The organism is Burkholderia puraquae (genome assembly GCF_002099195.1).
Taxonomy (GTDB): domain Bacteria; phylum Pseudomonadota; class Gammaproteobacteria; order Burkholderiales; family Burkholderiaceae; genus Burkholderia; species Burkholderia puraquae.
On sequence record NZ_NBYX01000017.1, the window covers coordinates 67,439 to 83,114 of the forward strand.

The window sequence follows — 15,676 nt, forward strand, 5'->3', positions numbered from 1 at the left end:
TCGCGGCCGGCATTGAACTCTTGCATCCGTCAAACTAGTATTCAGGTCGGCTGACCGCACGCACCCGCCCAGCCCAGAGCAGACGGTTCTTGCGCCGCAGCAGGAGCACGGCGCGATGCAATCGATTTCTTCGAAGTGCTTTTCCATTAAATATAAATTCATCGCACATTCACAAACCAATTTTCAGCATCTTTTTAATTAAAAATAATTAAAACCGGATAATCCGGTCGCCGGTATTGTATTGCCTCCATCCGGAGGCATGTCGCTGCACCTGTCCGAAGTTCAACAAGAACCAGAGAGGTCTGTCATGAGCAATACATTGGTCAACGTCACGGCGAAGGTCGAAATCAGCGCGGCCAACCAGACGATCGCGGGGCTCAGGGATTATCAAAGCAAGAACTGGGCGATCGGGCTGAACGGGGATACGCTGGCGCCGGACGGTTTCCTGACGTTCTTCACCGAGCGCAACCTGCCGTTCAGCTACTACGTCCGCGCGCGCGGCGTCTCGGTCGGTGAGCCGAGCGCATACCAGGCAAACATCGAGACGCTGACGCAGCGCATCGCTGCGATTCGCGCGTCGGAGACGAACCAGGTCCAGGCAACGATCCGCGAGCTCGAGCTCTACAAGTCGAGGAACTGGGCGATCGGCCTGAACGGCACGACGCTGCAGCCGGACAATTTCCTGCCGTTCTTCGGCACCCGCTCCGTGCCGTTCGAGTACTACGTGCGCAGCGGCGGCGTCGAGCTTGGCTCGCCGAACGCGTACGACAACAACATCCGCAATCTGACGCAGTACCTGGGCTCGCTCTGACATAGCGCCTCGCCGGGCGGATGCATCCGCCCGGCAACCTGCCATCCGGCCCGGCACGGGCCGCCCTGTTCGCCTGCCCCGCCGCTCCCTTCCCCATTTGCGTGTTCCCTGCCGCCTGCACGCTTGCCGTGGCCGGTTCATAATCGCGCCATCGAACGGCGGCCCGCAACGGCGGTGTCGCCCGGCAACAGGAAGAAGATGATGGAAAGCGTCGATCTCGATGTATTGAAATCCAGCGCGCGCTGGCTCGAAGAAGGGCGCCGCGTGCTGCTCGTGACGGTCGTGAAGACGTGGGGCTCGTCGCCCCGCCCCGAAGGCGCGATGCTCGCGGTGCGCGAGGACGGGCTCGTGGTCGGCTCCGTGTCCGGCGGGTGTATCGAGGACGACCTGATCGCCCGCGTGCACGCAAGCGGGATCGCGGCCGACGCGCGCCCGGAAGCGCTCAAGTACGGCGTGACGGCCGAGGAAGCGCACCGCTTCGGGCTGCCGTGCGGCGGCACGATCCAGCTCGTGCTCGAGCCGCTCACGCGCGACAGCGGAATTGCCGCGCTGTGCGCGGAAGTCGAGGCCGGCCGCCTCGTCACGCGCACGATGACGCTCGCGACGGGCCGCGCATCGCTGTCGCCGGCGCAGGCGGCCGACGGGCTCGCGTTCGACGGCGAGCGGCTCGTGACGATCCACGGGCCGCGCTACCGGATGCTCGTGATCGGCGCCGGCCAGTTGTCGCGGTACCTGTGCCAGATCGCGGTCGGGCTCGACTACCAGGTGACGGTGTGCGATCCGCGCGAGGAATACACGGATGCGTGGGACGTGCCGGGCACGCGCGTCGTGCATACGATGCCCGACGATACGGTGCTCGACATGAACCTCGATGCGCGTTCGGCCGTGATCGCGCTCACGCACGATCCGAAGCTCGACGATCTCGCGCTAATGGAAGCGCTGAAGACGCCCGCGTTCTACGTGGGCGCGCTCGGCTCGAGGCGCAATAACGCGGCACGGCGCGAGCGGTTGCGCGAATTCGACCTGAGCGAAGCGGAACTGGGCCGGCTGCACGGGCCGGCCGGCATCTACATCGGCAGCCGGACGCCGCCGGAAATCGCGATCTCGATCCTCGCCGAGATCACCGCCGCGAAGAACAACGTGTCGCTGCCGACGATCCTGCAGGTCGAGGGCGCGAAGGCCGCGCGCGAGATCGCGGCGAACAGCGGCGCGGCCTGCGGCCTCTGATCGGTGTCGGTGCGCTGACGCGCCGGGTACGCGGCCGCGACGCGCGAAGCGGACAAATCCGACGAAAGGGCACGCGCCGGCGGCAGGCCGGCGCGCGATCGCCGATCAGGTCAGGCCGGCGGCGAGCGCTGCGGCGACCGAACCGACCACCAGCACGACGCCGACCGTGCGGCGCTTGTTCAACTCGGTCCACAGCAGCACACCGGTCAGCGACAGCAGGATCAGCGAGCCCGCGATCGTGTCCATCAGCAGCACCCAGCCGAGATTCATCCCGACGCCGCGATGCAGGTTGTTCAGCGTCGTCAGGAACGTGTTGCCCGTGCGCTTCACCGCGACGTAGCCGTTGCCGACCCAGTATTCGGCCTGCAGGTTCTGGTGCGGGCCGAACAGGCCCATCTGCCAGTGCTCCGGCTGCATCACGCGTTTGTCGCCCCACGCCACGGGCTGCGCCGGCTCCTTGCGCATGCGGCCCGGCTTGCCGTCGAAATGCAGTTCGTGCTGCAGCCACTTCGTCATCGCGGCGGGCGTCTTCGGCGCCGGATCCGGCAGCGCGATCTGCATCTCCTCGACCTGCGGCTCGCCGGTCGAAATCTTCAGCGGCGGCGCGCGGTGGTTGAGCAGCACGCCCGTCACGCCGAACAGCAGCCCGAGCACCGCGCCCCACAATCCGACCCAGCCGTGCACCTTGCGCAGCCACTTGATGAAGGTCGCGCGGCGCGAACGCTGGCGGCGCGCGGCCAGTTCGTCGTCGCTCAGCGGGCGGGCCGCCGGGTGCAGCACGGTGACACCCGCGCGGGAAGTACCCGTCTTGGGCGGATTGATCGTTTCGGGCGCGTTCACGCGAAAGTTTCCATTCGTTCAAAACAACGGGCGGCGCGCAGAAAGTGCGCGCCGCCCAGGCAGCATGAAAATGAGAATGGATATCATTACACAAATCGATTGCCGGCTCAATCCGCCCGGGTACGTAGCAGCAGGCCCGATGAGCGCGGAATACGGATGAAGCGCGCACGTTACGCCACAATGCCGGTCAATCGACAAAAAATGCCGACAGATTGATCTTGCAAGGCCCGGACAGCATTCCGTAAGAAATCGCGCGATTTCGGGCCGTTCAGCGCAGCGGCGGCAGCGGAAAGCGCGGTGCAGCCTCGTCCGGCGCGGGCTCGGTGCGGTCGAGCGAATACAGCCACGCGAGCAGATCCGCAACCGCCTGGTAGAGCTGCGGCGGAATCCGGTCGTCGAGGTCGACCTGCATCAGCAGCGACACCATCTCCGGTGCCGTATGCACGTACAACCCCGCATCGTGCGCGCGCGCAACGATCATCTCGGCGAGCACGCCATAGCCCTTCGCGACCACGCGCGGCGCCGCATCGCCGCCCTTCGGATCGTAGACGAGCGCGGCCGCGCGCTTGCGGGCCCCCATGCTCATTGCAGCGCCTCGTCGTCGGTATCCGGCGCACGCGTCGCCGAGCCGCCGGCCGAACCGCGTGCATACGCGGCGGCTGCCGCCTGGGCCGCAAACAGGTCGAAGCCGTCCGGGCCGTCGTCGACCGCACGGATCGACAGCCCGCCCACCCGCAGCCCCGACACTTCGAGCCGCTGCCGCAGTGCAGCCTCGTGCCGCGTGAGACGGTCAGCACCCGTCTGGTTCGCACGCAGCCGCGCGACGAGCTGCGTGCCGTTCAGCACCAGCTCCGCGTCGACCGTGCCGAGCGACGGCAACGTCAGCGTCAGGCGCGTGCGCCAGGCGATGCCGTCACCCGTGCCGTCGTCGCTGCGCGGCGTGCGGCTGCCCGGATCGTCGGGCTCGATCGTCCAGTCAAGTCGCGCACCCGGCCACGCCTCGCCCGTCCAGCGAAACTGGTCGGTCGCGAGCGCGTCGAGCTGCTGCCTGACGAGCGGCACGGCGGCCGGATGCACGGGCGCAAGTGTCTGCGCCTGCGCATCGGACGATGCGGTAGCCAGATCGGCCCGCGCGGGCGTCCAGCGCGCATCGGGACGCTCGCCGAGCAGATCGGCCGTATCGGGCGGCAGCGACGCGCCATGCCGCGCACCTGCCGGCAACGCCTGCGCGGGATCGCGAGCCGGCGCGCTGCCCTGCGCCGGCATGCCCGGCGGCACCGTTGCCCGCGCAGTCGCAGGCAACGGCGGCCGCTGCGCGAGCAACTCGTCGAGCACGTCGGTCGAGCCGTGCTGCGCGGCATCCGGGTCGGCTGGCGCGAGCGTGGCCGCGAGGCGCGCCTGCGGCTCGCGCATCAGCGCCGCGAGCGGACGCTGGCCGGCCAGCCACTGCGCGAGATGGGATTCGTAGAACAGGCCGCTTTCGCTCACGGCCTGCGCGAGCGCAGCGCGCAACGCCGCGACCGGCAGGGCCGCGGCCGCTTCGCGCGCCGCCGCAGCGGACGACGCCGCGGCGGAAGCAGGCGTGGAAGGGGCCGCCGGATCGGAGGCGGCCGGCGCGCGGGCCGGCACGGCCGTGCCGGTCAGCAGCACGGTGGGATCGGCCAGCAACGGCGCGCGCCCGGCAATGGCCGGCGTCGAGTCGCCGCCGGCGCGCGAGATCGCGTCGAGCACGCGCCCGACATCGGACAGTGCGGTCTGGGTGGAGGCTGGCGGTGCGGCGGGCGGGCTGCCTGCCGAAGGCGTGGACGACGCGCCGGTGCCCGGCGTGCCGACCTGCGAGGTCGCGGCACCGCCGGCGGGCGCCGATACGGTGCCGGACAGCAGGCTGTCGAGGCGGCTCGCCAGCAGCGCGGCCGCAACGGAGTCGATACCGGTCATGATCGGAGCCTGCTCACCTCAGCCACCTCGTTGCGAATCCGGGAACGGCACGCCGGTGCCGCCCGCGGGAACCGCGCGCCTGCCGCAACGGGCTCGTGCGCCCCGCGCCCGTTTCCCCGGAAACGGGCCCTACCCGCGCGCGCGGTAGAGATCGGTCAATACCTTGGTCGAGCGCCGCGCTTCGAACAGCGCGGACAGCCGCGCGACGTCCGGGCTCGCGAGATCGCGGATCGCGGCGTCGTCGGCCAGGATGCGGCGGATCAGGTCGAGCTTGCGGCCGAGATCCGATTCGTCGAGCACGACGCCCGGATCGGCCTCCTTCAGCCCGTCGACAAGCTGCATGAATTCGGCCTGCAACCCCGGCAACGCGCTCCAGTCGGCGCTGCGCGCAGCGCACAGCATCCGGCCCGACACGGTGGCGAGCGCCTCGTAACGTTCGAAGTATTCGGCCTTGCGATTCATCTTGATGCTTCCACTGCCTGTTGCGCGGCCATCCGCGCGACTTCCGGGGCGATCCCCGTCCATGCTTCCTCGAGCGTCGCGAGCAGCCCGTCGACCTCGACCAGCATCGCGTCGCTCGCCTGCGCATTCGCTTCGAGCAGACGCCGGCTGATATACGCATACAGCGCGTCCAGCCGCTCCGCGATCTCGCCGCCCGCGTCGCGATTCAGCGACGCCTTCAGCCCGCTGTCGACGATCCGGATCGCCTTGCCGATCGCGTCGCCGCGCGCGGACACATTGCCCTGCTGCAAATGCATGCGCGCCAGCGCAACCGCCTGTCGCGCGCCCTGGTACAGCATCGCGATCAACCGGTGCGGGGAGGCGCCCATCACCCCCGTCTCGACGCCGACACGCGCGTATGCACTGGCTCCAGCGTGTCCTGGGGAAAACATGCGCTTCTCCTTGTTATGCCTTGGCTATACGGGAGCCGCCGCCGTGCATCGCGCGGCGCGGCCTTCACCGGAGTTATCGGAAGGGATTTGGAAAGCTTTAGGCAAGCCGAACCTACCGCCAGGCGCTGAAGGGCCGGCCCGCCGGCCAGCCCGGAGGCCGTCCCCGGCAACCTTCCCCGGATAGCCGTCCCCGGATAGCCGTCCTGTCACACCGACATCTGCATGATGTCGTTGTAAGCGCTCACTAGCTTGTTGCGGACCTGGAGCCCGAACTGGAAGCCGATGTTGGCTTTCTGCATGTCGACCATCACGTCGTTCAGCGACACGTTCGGCGCACCGACCTCGAACGCCTGCGCCTCGCCGAGCGCGTGCTGCTGGTCGCCGCTGATCTTGTCGAGCGACGCCTTCATCGCGCTCGCGAAGGTGCCGGCTGTCGCCGCACCCGAGCCGGCCAGCGCCGCCGTCGGGCTCGCGACGCCGCCGGACGCCTGCGCGGCCATCGACTGCATCTGTTGCAACACCGACCCGATTCCGCTGACGTTCGCAGTCATGCTGTCCCCAAAACTGAGAGAAGAGACCCGGACGCACCGGGGTTTCCGCCGGCGCCGCACCACGCGCACCATGCCGGATCGCGAAAAAGGATAGCAGCGCGGCGCGCGTCAAAGCCGAGAAAGTACGGGGGAAACCCCGCTCTTTTCGGTCGATCGGAGTACGGCCCGGATCACGATAATCGCATCGTGTCATTGTCCGCCCGCTCGTCCGAGCGAGCTCAGTCGTCCCGCTCCGGAGAAACTCGACGCATGGATTCGCAGGCCAACTCGCTGATCAACCCAGACGCCCGCGCGGGCCTCGCCAGCCCGGCGCCCGGCGCCGCCGCGGCCGCCGCGTTGCCGGGCGCGGGTGGCGCAGGCGCGGACTTCGGGCTTGGCGGCTTCGCGGAACGCATTCCCGGCATCTCGCGGATGAAGGGCAACCCGAAGCTGCCGTTCCTGATCGCCGTCGCGTTCGCGGTCGCCGTGATCACCGCGCTCGTGCTGTGGAGCCGCACGCCCGACTACCGCGTGCTGTACAGCAACCTGTCGGATCGCGACGGCGGCGCGATCATTGCCGCGCTCCAGCAGGCAAACGTTCCCTACAAGTTCGCCGATGCCGGCGGCGCGATCCTGGTGCCGTCGAACCAGGTGCATGAAACGCGCCTGAAGCTCGCCGCGATGGGCCTGCCGAAGGGCGGCTCGGTCGGCTTCGAGCTGATGGACAACCAGAAATTCGGCATCAGCCAGTTCGCCGAACAGATCAATTACCAGCGCGCGCTCGAAGGCGAGCTGCAGCGCACCATCGAATCGATCAACGCCGTGCGCGGCGCGCGCGTGCATCTCGCGATCCCGAAGCCGTCGGTGTTCGTGCGCGACAAGGAAGCGCCGAGCGCGTCGGTGTTCGTCGACCTCTACCCGGGCCGCGTGCTCGACGAGGGCCAGGTGCAGGCGATCACGCGGATGGTGTCGTCGGGCGTGCCCGACATGCCCGCGAAGAACGTGACGATCGTCGACCAGGACGGCAACCTGCTGACCCAGACCGCATCGGCATCCGGCCTCGACGCCAGCCAGCTCAAGTACGTGCAGCAGGTCGAGCACAACACGCAGAAGCGCATCGATGCGATCCTCGCGCCGATCTTCGGCGCGGGCAACGCGCGCTCGCAGGTCAGCGCGGACCTCGATTTCTCGAAGCTCGAGCAGACGTCGGAAAGCTACGCCCCGAACGGCACGCCGCAGCAGGCCGCGATCCGCAGCCAGCAAACCAGCAGCGCGACCGAGCTCGCGCAGGGCGGCGCGTCGGGCGTGCCGGGCGCGCTGTCGAACACGCCGCCGCAGCCGGCCTCCGCGCCGATCGTCGCCGGCAACGGCCAGAACGGGCCGCAGACGACGCCGGTGAGCGACCGCAAGGACCAGACGACCAACTACGAAGTCGACAAGACGATCCGCCACCTCGAACAGCCGATGGGCAGCGTGAAGCGGCTGTCGGTCGCGGTCGTCGTCAACTACCAGCCGGTCGCCGACGCGAAGGGCCACGTGACGATGCAGCCGCTGCCGCCCGCGAAACTCGCGCAGGTCGAACAGCTCGTGAAGGACGCGATGGGCTACGACGAGAAGCGCGGCGATTCGGTGAACGTCGTGAACAGCGCGTTCTCGACCGCGAGCGACCCGTACGCCGACCTGCCGTGGTGGCGCCAGCCCGACATGATCGCGATGGCGAAGGAAGCCGCGAAGTGGCTCGGTATCGCGGCGGCCGCGGCGGCGCTCTACTTCATGTTCGTGCGCCCGGCGATGCGCCGCGCGTTCCCGCCGCCCGAGCCGGTCGCGCCGGCGCTCGCGGCACCGGAAGATCCGGTCGCGCTCGACGGCCTGCCGGCGCCGGAGAAGGCCGAGGAACCCGACTCGCTGCTGCTCGGCTTCGAGAGCGAAAAGAACCGTTACGAACGCAACCTCGACTACGCGCGCACGATCGCCCGCCAGGATCCGAAGATCGTCGCCACCGTCGTGAAGAACTGGGTGTCCGATGAACGCTGAAGGCTTGACCAAGAGCGCGCTCCTGCTGATGTCGATCGGCGAGGAAGAGGCCGCGCAGGTATTCAAGTTCCTCGCGCCGCGCGAGGTCCAGAAGATCGGCGCCGCGATGGCCGCGCTGAAGAACGTCACGCGCGAGCAGGTCGAGGACGTGCTGCAGGAATTCACGAAGGAAGCGGAGCAGCACACCGCGCTGTCGCTCGATTCGAGCGAATACATCCGCTCGGTGCTGACCAAGGCACTCGGCGAGGACAAGGCCGGCGTGCTGATCGACCGGATCCTTCAGGGCAGCGACACGAGCGGCATCGAGGGCCTGAAGTGGATGGACTCGGGCGCGGTGGCCGAACTGATCAAGAACGAGCATCCGCAGATCATCGCGACGATCCTCGTGCACCTCGACCGCGACCAGGCGTCCGAGATCGCGTCGTGCTTCACCGAGCGGCTGCGCAACGACGTGATACTGCGGATCGCGACGCTCGACGGCATCCAGCCGGCCGCACTGCGTGAACTCGACGACGTGCTGACGGGCCTGCTGTCCGGCAGCGACAACCTGAAGCGCAGCCCGATGGGCGGCATCCGCACCGCGGCCGAGATCCTGAACTTCATGACCAGCGTGCATGAGGAAGGCGTGCTCGAAAGCGTGCGCCAGTACGACGCCGAACTCGCGCAGAAGATCGTCGACCAGATGTTCGTGTTCGAGAACCTGCTCGACCTCGAGGATCGCGCGATCCAGATGGTGCTCAAGGAAGTCGAGTCGGAAACGCTGATCATCGCGCTGAAGGGCGCGCCGCCCGCGCTGCGCCAGAAGTTCCTCGCGAACATGTCGCAGCGCGCGGCCGAACTGCTCGCCGAGGATCTCGACGCGCGCGGCCCGGTGCGCGTGTCCGAAGTCGAGACGCAGCAGCGCCGCATCCTGCAGATCGTGCGCAACCTGGCCGAGAGCGGCGCGATCGCGATCGGCGGCAAGGCGGAAGACGCGTATGTCTGATTCGGCGAGCGATCGCGCGGGCACCCTCACCGCCTACCAGCGGTGGGAGATGGCGTCGTTCGACCCGCCGCCGCCCCCGCCGCCGCCCGACGACGCGGCAGCGGCGGCCGCCGCGCTCGCCGCGGAACTGCAGCGCGTGCGCGACGCCGCGCACGCCGAAGGCCATGCGGCCGGCCACGTCGAAGGCCAGGCGCTTGGCTACCAGGCCGGTTTCGAGCAGGGCCGCGAACAGGGTTTCGAGGCCGGCCAGGCCGACGCGCGCGAACAGGCCGCGCAGCTCGCGGCGCTGGCCGCGTCGTTCCGCGAGGCCGTGTCGACCGTCGAGCACGATCTTGCATCCGACCTCGCGCAGCTCGCGCTCGACATCGCGCAGCAGGTCGTGCGCCAGCACGTGAAGCACGACCCGGCCGCGCTGGTTGCCGCCGTGCGCGACGTGCTCGCGGCCGAACCCGCGCTGTCCGGTGCGCCGCATCTTGCGGTGAATCCGGCCGACCTGCCCGTCGTCGAAGCCTATCTCCAGGACGATCTCGACACGCTCGGCTGGAACGTGCACACCGACGCGTCGATCGAGCGCGGCGGCTGCCGCGCGCACGCCGCGACCGGCGAGGTCGACGCGACGCTGCCCACGCGCTGGCAGCGCGTCGCCGCTGCGATCGGCAAGGTGAGCGCGTGGTGACGCCCACACCCGAATCGATCCTGTACGACGGCATGACGCCGCTCGAGCGCGAACTCGCGCTCGCATCGTTCGGCCCCGACGCCGCGCACGACCCCGCACAAGACGTAAACCCGCATGGCGCCGCTGCAGCGGCCAACGCCTCCGGCGCCACACTGCGCGCACCGCACAACCCGCATCTCGCGCACTGGCGCACCCACCTGAACGAGCTCGCCGCGCGCAGCCAGCGCGCGCTGCCGCTGCGGCCGTGCGGGCGACTGACGCGCGCGGCCGGCCTCGTGCTCGAGGCGATCGGGCTGCGGCTGTCGGTCGGCGCCGAATGCACGATCGAACTCCCGCCCGGCAGCACGCTGCCGCACGCGGAAGCCGAAGTCGTCGGCTTCGCCGGTGACCGCCTGTTCCTGATGCCGACCACCGATGTCGCCGGCGTGTTGCCCGGCGCGCGCGTGTGGCCGCGCGAAAGCGCCCCCGTCGCCGATCCCCTCGCGGGCGCGAAGCGGCTGCCGGTCGGCTGGGAGATGCTCGGGCGTGTCGTCGACGCGTCGGGCCGCCCGCTCGACGGCCTCGGCCCGCTCGCGTCGAAGGTCGACGCGCCGCTGTCGGCGCCGTCGATCAACCCGCTCGAGCGCGAACCGATCCATCACGTGCTCGACGTCGGCGTGCGCGCGATCAACGCGCTGCTCACCGTCGGCCGCGGGCAGCGGATGGGCCTGTTCGCGGGCTCCGGCGTCGGCAAGTCGGTGCTGCTCGGCACGATGGCGCGCTACACGAGCGCGGAAGTCATCGTGATCGGGCTGATCGGCGAACGCGGCCGCGAAGTGAAGGAATTCATCGAACAGATCCTCGGCGAGGACGGGCTCGCGCGCTCGGTCGTCGTCGCGGCGCCGGCCGACGTGTCGCCGCTGCTGCGGATGCAGGGTGCGGCCTACGCGACGTCGCTCGCCGAGTATTTCCGCGACCAGGGCAAGCACGTGCTGCTGCTGATGGATTCGCTGACCCGCTACGCGATGGCCCAGCGCGAGATCGCGCTGGCGATCGGCGAGCCGCCCGCGACCAAGGGCTACCCGCCGTCGGTGTTCGCGAAGCTGCCCGCGCTCGTCGAGCGCACCGGCAACGGACCGGAAGGCGGCGGCTCGATCACCGCGTTCTACACGGTGCTGACCGAAGGCGACGACCAGCAGGACCCGATCGCCGATTCCGCACGCGCGATCCTCGACGGCCACATCGTGCTGTCGCGCACGCTCGCCGAGGCCGGCCACTATCCGGCGATCGACATCGAGGCGTCGATCAGCCGCGCGATGACCGCGCTGATCGACGAAACGCATCTCGATCATGTCCGGCAGTTCAAGCAGATGCTGTCGCGCTACCAGCGCAATCGCGACCTGATCGCGGTCGGCGCATACGCGCCCGGCCGCGACGCGCAGCTCGACCGCGCGATCGCACTCTATCCGCGCATCGAGGCGTTCCTGCAGCAGGGCTTTCGCGAATGCGCGCCGTTCGCGTCGAGCCTTGCCGGGCTCGATGCACTGTTCGACGCTTACGGAGGCTGATCCCGATGGCCCACGGCTTTCCCCTTCAGTTGCTGCTCGATCGTGCACAGGACGATCTCGACTCGGCCGCGAAGCAGCTCGGCACTGCGCAGCGCGACCGCACCGCGGCCGTCGAACAGCTCGACGCGCTGCTGCGCTACCGCGACGAATACCACGCGCGCTTCTCGCAATCCGCGCAGCACGGGATGCCGGCCGGCAACTGGCGCAATTTCCAGGCATTCATCGACACGCTCGACGCCGCGATCGCGCAGCAGCGCAGCGTGCTGGCCGCAGCCGAAGTCCGCATCGACGAAGCACGCCCGAACTGGCAACAGAAGAAACGCACCGTCGGTTCGTTTGAAATCCTGCAGGCGCGCGGCGTGGCGCAGGAAGCGAAGCGCGACGCCCGGCGCGAACAGCGCGACGCCGACGAACACGCCGCGAAGATCCTGCGCATGCGGGCCGACGCGGCCCGTTCGTCGTAACCGACCACCGCATTCGAACGAGAGAACGTCATGCCTCCCCTGCCCCTGCTCGGCGCGCTGCTCGACACCGCCGGCACCGCACTCAAGGCCGCCCGCGGCCCGGGTTCGTCCAGCGCCGCCAGCAACGATGCGGCGACCGCGACGAGCGCCGTGCCGTTCGCGCAGACGCTGAAGCAAAGCGTCATCACGCGTCGCGATGCGTCGAATTCCGGCGTGCCGGATGCGTCGACGAAACAGGCTTCGTCGAAGCCGGCCGCCGGCACGAAGCCGTCTGCCACGGATGACGACGACGCGACCGACGATACGACCACGAACGCCGCCACCAATCCCGACGCCGCCGCGCTCGCGGCCGCCGCGGCCGTGCAGGCGCAGCTGCAGGCGCGCACGGACAACGCGACGCCGGCCGATGCGCAAAAGACGGCCGTGTCCGGCCAGCCCGATGCCACGGCCACGCTGGCGGATCACGCGACCAAGGACGCGGCCGCGGCCACCCAGCCGGCCACGCCGGCGTCGGGCCGCGATGCGCTGCAAACCGCGCTCGACCGGCTGACGGGCGGCGCGGGAGCGATCGCAATGCCCGCGACCGGCACGACGGCGTCCGCACCGGCATCGACCGCATCGACCGGCGCCGCCGCACCACTGACACCGAAGGTGCCGACCTTCGACCGCACGCTCGCCGACGCGAAGGGCGCGCTCGCCACCCAGCAAACGCCGGCGCAAGCCACCGCGCAGGCGCTGCAGGCCAACGCGAACGCGCAGTCGGGCGAGCAGCACGCGCTTGCGGCAGCCAGCGACGCGACGGATCCGGCCGCCAGCGCGACGCTCGCGGCCGGTGCATCGGCTGCGGCCGCGGCACAGGCGAACCTGCAGTTGTCGCCGGCGGCGGGGGCGATCGCCGCGGCGAACGCGCACGTGCTCGCGCCGCACGTCGGCACCCCGGACTGGACGGACGCGCTGAGCCAGAAGGTCGTGTTCCTGTCGAATGCGCACCAGCAGAGCGCCGAGCTCACGCTCAACCCGCCCGATCTCGGGCCGCTGCAGGTCGTGCTGCGTGTCGCGGACAACCACGCGCACGCGCTGTTCGTGTCGCAGCACGCGCAGGTGCGCGACGCGGTCGAAGCCGCGCTGCCGAAGTTGCGCGAGGCGATGGAAACGGGCGGGCTCGGGCTCGGCAGCGCGACCGTCAGCGACGGCGGCTTCGCTTCGCAGCAGCAGAACCCGCAACAGACCTTCGCCCACGGCCAGTCGGCGCGGCGCGGGAGCGGCGGATCGTCAGCCGTCGATGCACCGGTCGACGCTGCGCAATCCGCACCGGCCGCCGCGAGCGTGAGCCGCGCCGGCCTCGTCGATACGTTTGCCTGAGCATGACCCGGTGCACGCCGCTCAGCGGCCGTGCACCGCAGCGGCTGCCTCGCCGCGCGGCGCCGTGCCCTTGCGCGTGGCGACGATGAAGTCCGCCGCGCGTTCGCCGATCATCACCGACGGCGCATTCGTGTTTCCGCCGACCAGCGTCGGCATCACCGACGCATCCACCACGCGCAACCCTTCGACGCCGCGCACGCGCAGCTGCGGATCGACGACCGCGCGCGCATCCGAACCCATCCGGCAGGTGCCGACCGGGTGATAGATCGTGTCGGCATGCTCGACGATCGTCTTGCGCAGCTCCGTTTCGCTCTGGTCCGCCCGCGTGTACAGCTCGCGTCCGCCCTGCGACGCGAGCGGCGCCTGCGACAGGATCTTGCGCATCGCCTGCGTGCCGCGCACGAGCAGGTCGAGATCGCGCGAATCGCTGAAGAAGCGCGGATCGATCAGCGGTGCGTCGCGCGCGTCGCCGCTCGCGAGCGCCACCGTGCCGCGGCTGAACGGCCGTAGCGCGCACACGTGCAGCGAATAGCCGAAGCCCCAGTGCATCTTGCGGTTGTGGTCGTCCACGAGCGCCGTGCAAAAATGCAGTTGCAGGTCGGGGCGTTCGAGCGACGGATCGCTCTTGATGAAGCCGCCGGCCTCCGCGACGTTGCTCGTCATCATCCCGGTGCGGCTCGAGAAATAGCGCGCGAGCGCGGGCGTCATCTTCGCGATTCCGCGCAGGCACACGCCGACCAGTTCCGACGAATTCACGCGCGTATTGATGATGAAATCGATATGGTCGATCAGGTTCGTGCCGACGTCCGGCGCATCCTGCACGACGGCGATCCCGTGCCGGCGAAGCTGCTCCGCCGGGCCGATCCCCGAACACATCAGCAGTTGCGGCGAATTGAACGCGCCGGCCGACAGGATCACTTCCGCGCGCGCGTCGAGCGTCTCGACGCGCCCGTTGCGCGCGACCGCGACGCCGGCCGCACGCTTGCCGTCGAACGTGACGCGCAGCACCGTCGCATCGGTGATCACGTGCAGGTTCGGCCGGTTGCGGCCGTAGATATACGCACGTGCGACGCTGCAGCGCGAGCCGTCGCGGTGCGTGACCTGATAGAAGCCGACACCTTCCTGCGTCGCGCCGTTGAAGTCGTCGTTCAGCGGATAGCCGGCCGCATGCGCGGCCTGGATGAATCGTTCGGAGAACGGATTGCGAAAGCGCAGATCCGACACGGTGAGCGGGCCATCCGCGCCGTGCCACGCATCCGCGCCGCGCGCATTGCCCTCCGCGCGGCGGAAATACGGCAGCACGTCCTGCCAGCCCCAGCCGGTCGCGCCGAGCTGCGCCCATTCGTCGTAGTCGCCCGGATGGCCGCGCGTGTAGATCATCGCGTTGATCGCGCTCGAGCCGCCCATCCCGCGCCCGCGCGGCTGGTAGCCGCGCCGCCCGCCGAGGCCCGGCTGCGGCACCGTTTCGTAACCGTAGTTCGTGCCGAGCTTGAACGGCACCAGCGCCGCGATGCCGACCGGCATGTTGACGAGCAGGTTGCGCTCCGTGTGGGAGCCGGCCTCGATCAGCGCGATCGTTGCATCGGGGCAGGCATCGGCGAGCCGGCCTGCCAGGCTCGACCCGCCTGAACCGCCGCCGACGATGATGTAGTCGTATTGCATGTCGCGTCTCCGTCGTGTCATGGAAGGCGCCCGGCACCGCCGCGCGACCGCGTCCCCTCGTGTTCGGGCATTGTAGGAATGGCCGTCGCGCGCGCGGCGCGCGGATTCAAGAGCGATTCCTCTAAACGCCCGCGTGAACTAAATTTAAGATGTACCGATTCGCTTTGCGCGACGCGCCGGCCACGAGAAGCCGATCCGTCGCGAAACGGGAGAAACGACGATGCAGCGCCAGGTTCTGCAGGCCGCGTGTCGACCAGGTTGTCCGGATGCGATGCGCGCAGCCCGCATTTCATTTCAAACGGCTGCCCGCGAGGAGATGCTTGGCGTCATGCGCACAGTCGATCGAAATCGAACGGCGCGTGTCGTCGCCGACCGTTTGGACGGTTTGTCGCTGCAACGGCAGGATGCGCCGCGGCACGATCTGGCGTACACGTCGCGCCGCTCTGCTTCGGTGCGCCCGCAAGCGCTCGCGGTACAGCGACGCGTGCCTGTCGGCGGCCACATCGCGCTGCACGCGCATGCGCCGCAGAGCAGTTCCCGGATGCGCACACCGTCGCGTGGATGCGACGCCCGCTGCACGCTTCAACCGGTTTTCGAGCACACGTCGCATCCGGCCCCGCGCCGCGCGACACGCACCACCCCGATCCGCGTCGCTGCGCTCGCCGAGCGTGCGCGTGCGGCGTGACGGCCGGCCGACCAGCCAGGCC

At 69.5% G+C, this 15,676-nt stretch carries 16 protein-coding genes; 9 read left to right on the forward strand and 7 right to left on the reverse strand.

Going from position 1 to position 15,676, the window contains the following annotated elements; translation table 11 throughout:
* Positions 1-307: 307 nt before the first annotated feature.
* Both B7G54_RS27240 and B7G54_RS27245 read left to right on the forward strand, forming a co-directional pair.
* A complete protein-coding gene (locus B7G54_RS27240; protein ID WP_011353505.1) occupies positions 308-811 on the forward strand; it encodes a hypothetical protein in 504 nt (167 codons plus the stop codon).
* A gap of 201 nt (positions 812-1,012) precedes the next feature.
* Positions 1,013-2,038: an XdhC family protein gene (locus B7G54_RS27245; protein WP_085041961.1), complete on the forward strand. Its 1,026-nt coding sequence runs from the start codon at positions 1,013-1,015 to the stop codon at positions 2,036-2,038.
* A 105-nt stretch (positions 2,039-2,143) separates the two neighbouring features.
* On the opposite strand, the gene B7G54_RS27250 is transcribed toward B7G54_RS27245, so the two are convergent.
* The 6 genes from B7G54_RS27250 to fliE all read right to left on the reverse strand — a co-directional run bounded on the left by B7G54_RS27250 (position 2,144) and on the right by fliE (position 6,260).
* Positions 2,144-2,878: a PepSY-associated TM helix domain-containing protein gene (locus B7G54_RS27250; RefSeq protein WP_085041894.1), complete on the reverse strand. Its 735-nt coding sequence runs from the start codon at positions 2,876-2,878 to the stop codon at positions 2,144-2,146.
* A gap of 268 nt (positions 2,879-3,146) precedes the next feature.
* Positions 3,147-3,464: an EscU/YscU/HrcU family type III secretion system export apparatus switch protein gene (locus B7G54_RS27255; protein ID WP_085041895.1), complete on the reverse strand. Its 318-nt coding sequence runs from the start codon at positions 3,462-3,464 to the stop codon at positions 3,147-3,149.
* Complete coding sequence (gene fliK, locus B7G54_RS27260; protein ID WP_085041896.1) at positions 3,461-4,816, reverse strand: flagellar hook-length control protein FliK; 1,356 nt, start codon at positions 4,814-4,816, stop codon at positions 3,461-3,463. The genes B7G54_RS27255 and fliK overlap by 4 nt, the downstream gene beginning before the upstream one ends.
* Positions 4,817-4,945: 129 nt before the next feature.
* Positions 4,946-5,278 carry a flagellar protein FliT gene (locus B7G54_RS27265; RefSeq protein ID WP_085041897.1) on the reverse strand — a complete coding sequence of 111 codons (333 nt, stop codon included), beginning with the start codon at positions 5,276-5,278 and terminating at the stop codon, positions 4,946-4,948.
* A complete protein-coding gene (gene fliS / locus B7G54_RS27270) occupies positions 5,275-5,709 on the reverse strand; it encodes a flagellar export chaperone FliS (RefSeq protein ID WP_085041898.1) in 435 nt (144 codons plus the stop codon). The genes B7G54_RS27265 and fliS overlap by 4 nt, the downstream gene beginning before the upstream one ends.
* Positions 5,710-5,915: 206 nt before the next feature.
* Entirely contained in the window at positions 5,916-6,260 is a 345-nt protein-coding gene (fliE, locus tag B7G54_RS27275) for a flagellar hook-basal body complex protein FliE (RefSeq protein ID WP_021164033.1), read from the reverse strand.
* 249 nt (positions 6,261-6,509) lie between these two features.
* On the opposite strand from fliE, the gene fliF reads away from it, so the two are divergent.
* Genes fliF through B7G54_RS27310 form a run of 6 tightly spaced genes read left to right on the forward strand, consistent with a single transcriptional unit; the run spans position 6,510 to position 13,307 of the window.
* Complete coding sequence (fliF, locus tag B7G54_RS27285) at positions 6,510-8,273, forward strand: flagellar basal-body MS-ring/collar protein FliF (protein WP_085041899.1); 1,764 nt, start codon at positions 6,510-6,512, stop codon at positions 8,271-8,273.
* The gene (fliG, locus tag B7G54_RS27290; protein WP_085041900.1) at positions 8,263-9,258 is read left to right on the forward strand and encodes a flagellar motor switch protein FliG; all 996 of its coding nucleotides are present in this window, start codon (positions 8,263-8,265) and stop codon (positions 9,256-9,258) included. The genes fliF and fliG overlap by 11 nt, the downstream gene beginning before the upstream one ends.
* Positions 9,251-9,934 carry a flagellar assembly protein FliH gene (fliH, locus tag B7G54_RS27295; protein WP_085041901.1) on the forward strand — a complete coding sequence of 228 codons (684 nt, stop codon included), beginning with the start codon at positions 9,251-9,253 and terminating at the stop codon, positions 9,932-9,934. The genes fliG and fliH overlap by 8 nt, the downstream gene beginning before the upstream one ends.
* The gene (gene fliI, locus B7G54_RS27300; RefSeq protein WP_085041902.1) at positions 9,928-11,481 is read left to right on the forward strand and encodes a flagellar protein export ATPase FliI; all 1,554 of its coding nucleotides are present in this window, start codon (positions 9,928-9,930) and stop codon (positions 11,479-11,481) included. The genes fliH and fliI overlap by 7 nt, the downstream gene beginning before the upstream one ends.
* A 5-nt stretch (positions 11,482-11,486) precedes the next feature.
* A complete protein-coding gene (gene fliJ, locus B7G54_RS27305; protein ID WP_085041903.1) occupies positions 11,487-11,945 on the forward strand; it encodes a flagellar export protein FliJ in 459 nt (152 codons plus the stop codon).
* Between the two features lie 30 nt (positions 11,946-11,975).
* Entirely contained in the window at positions 11,976-13,307 is a 1,332-nt protein-coding gene (locus B7G54_RS27310; protein ID WP_085041904.1) for a flagellar hook-length control protein FliK, read from the forward strand.
* A gap of 21 nt (positions 13,308-13,328) precedes the next feature.
* Here the strand turns inward: B7G54_RS27310 and B7G54_RS27315 are convergent, their stop codons facing one another.
* Positions 13,329-14,969, reverse strand: coding sequence for a GMC family oxidoreductase (locus tag B7G54_RS27315; protein ID WP_085041905.1), 1,641 nt, complete (start codon positions 14,967-14,969; stop codon positions 13,329-13,331).
* Between the two features lie 271 nt (positions 14,970-15,240).
* Here B7G54_RS27315 and B7G54_RS39190 point away from each other — a divergent pair, with 271 nt between their 5' ends.
* Positions 15,241-15,654, forward strand: coding sequence for a hypothetical protein (locus tag B7G54_RS39190; RefSeq protein WP_165765629.1), 414 nt, complete (start codon positions 15,241-15,243; stop codon positions 15,652-15,654).
* Positions 15,655-15,676: the final 22 nt, after the last annotated feature.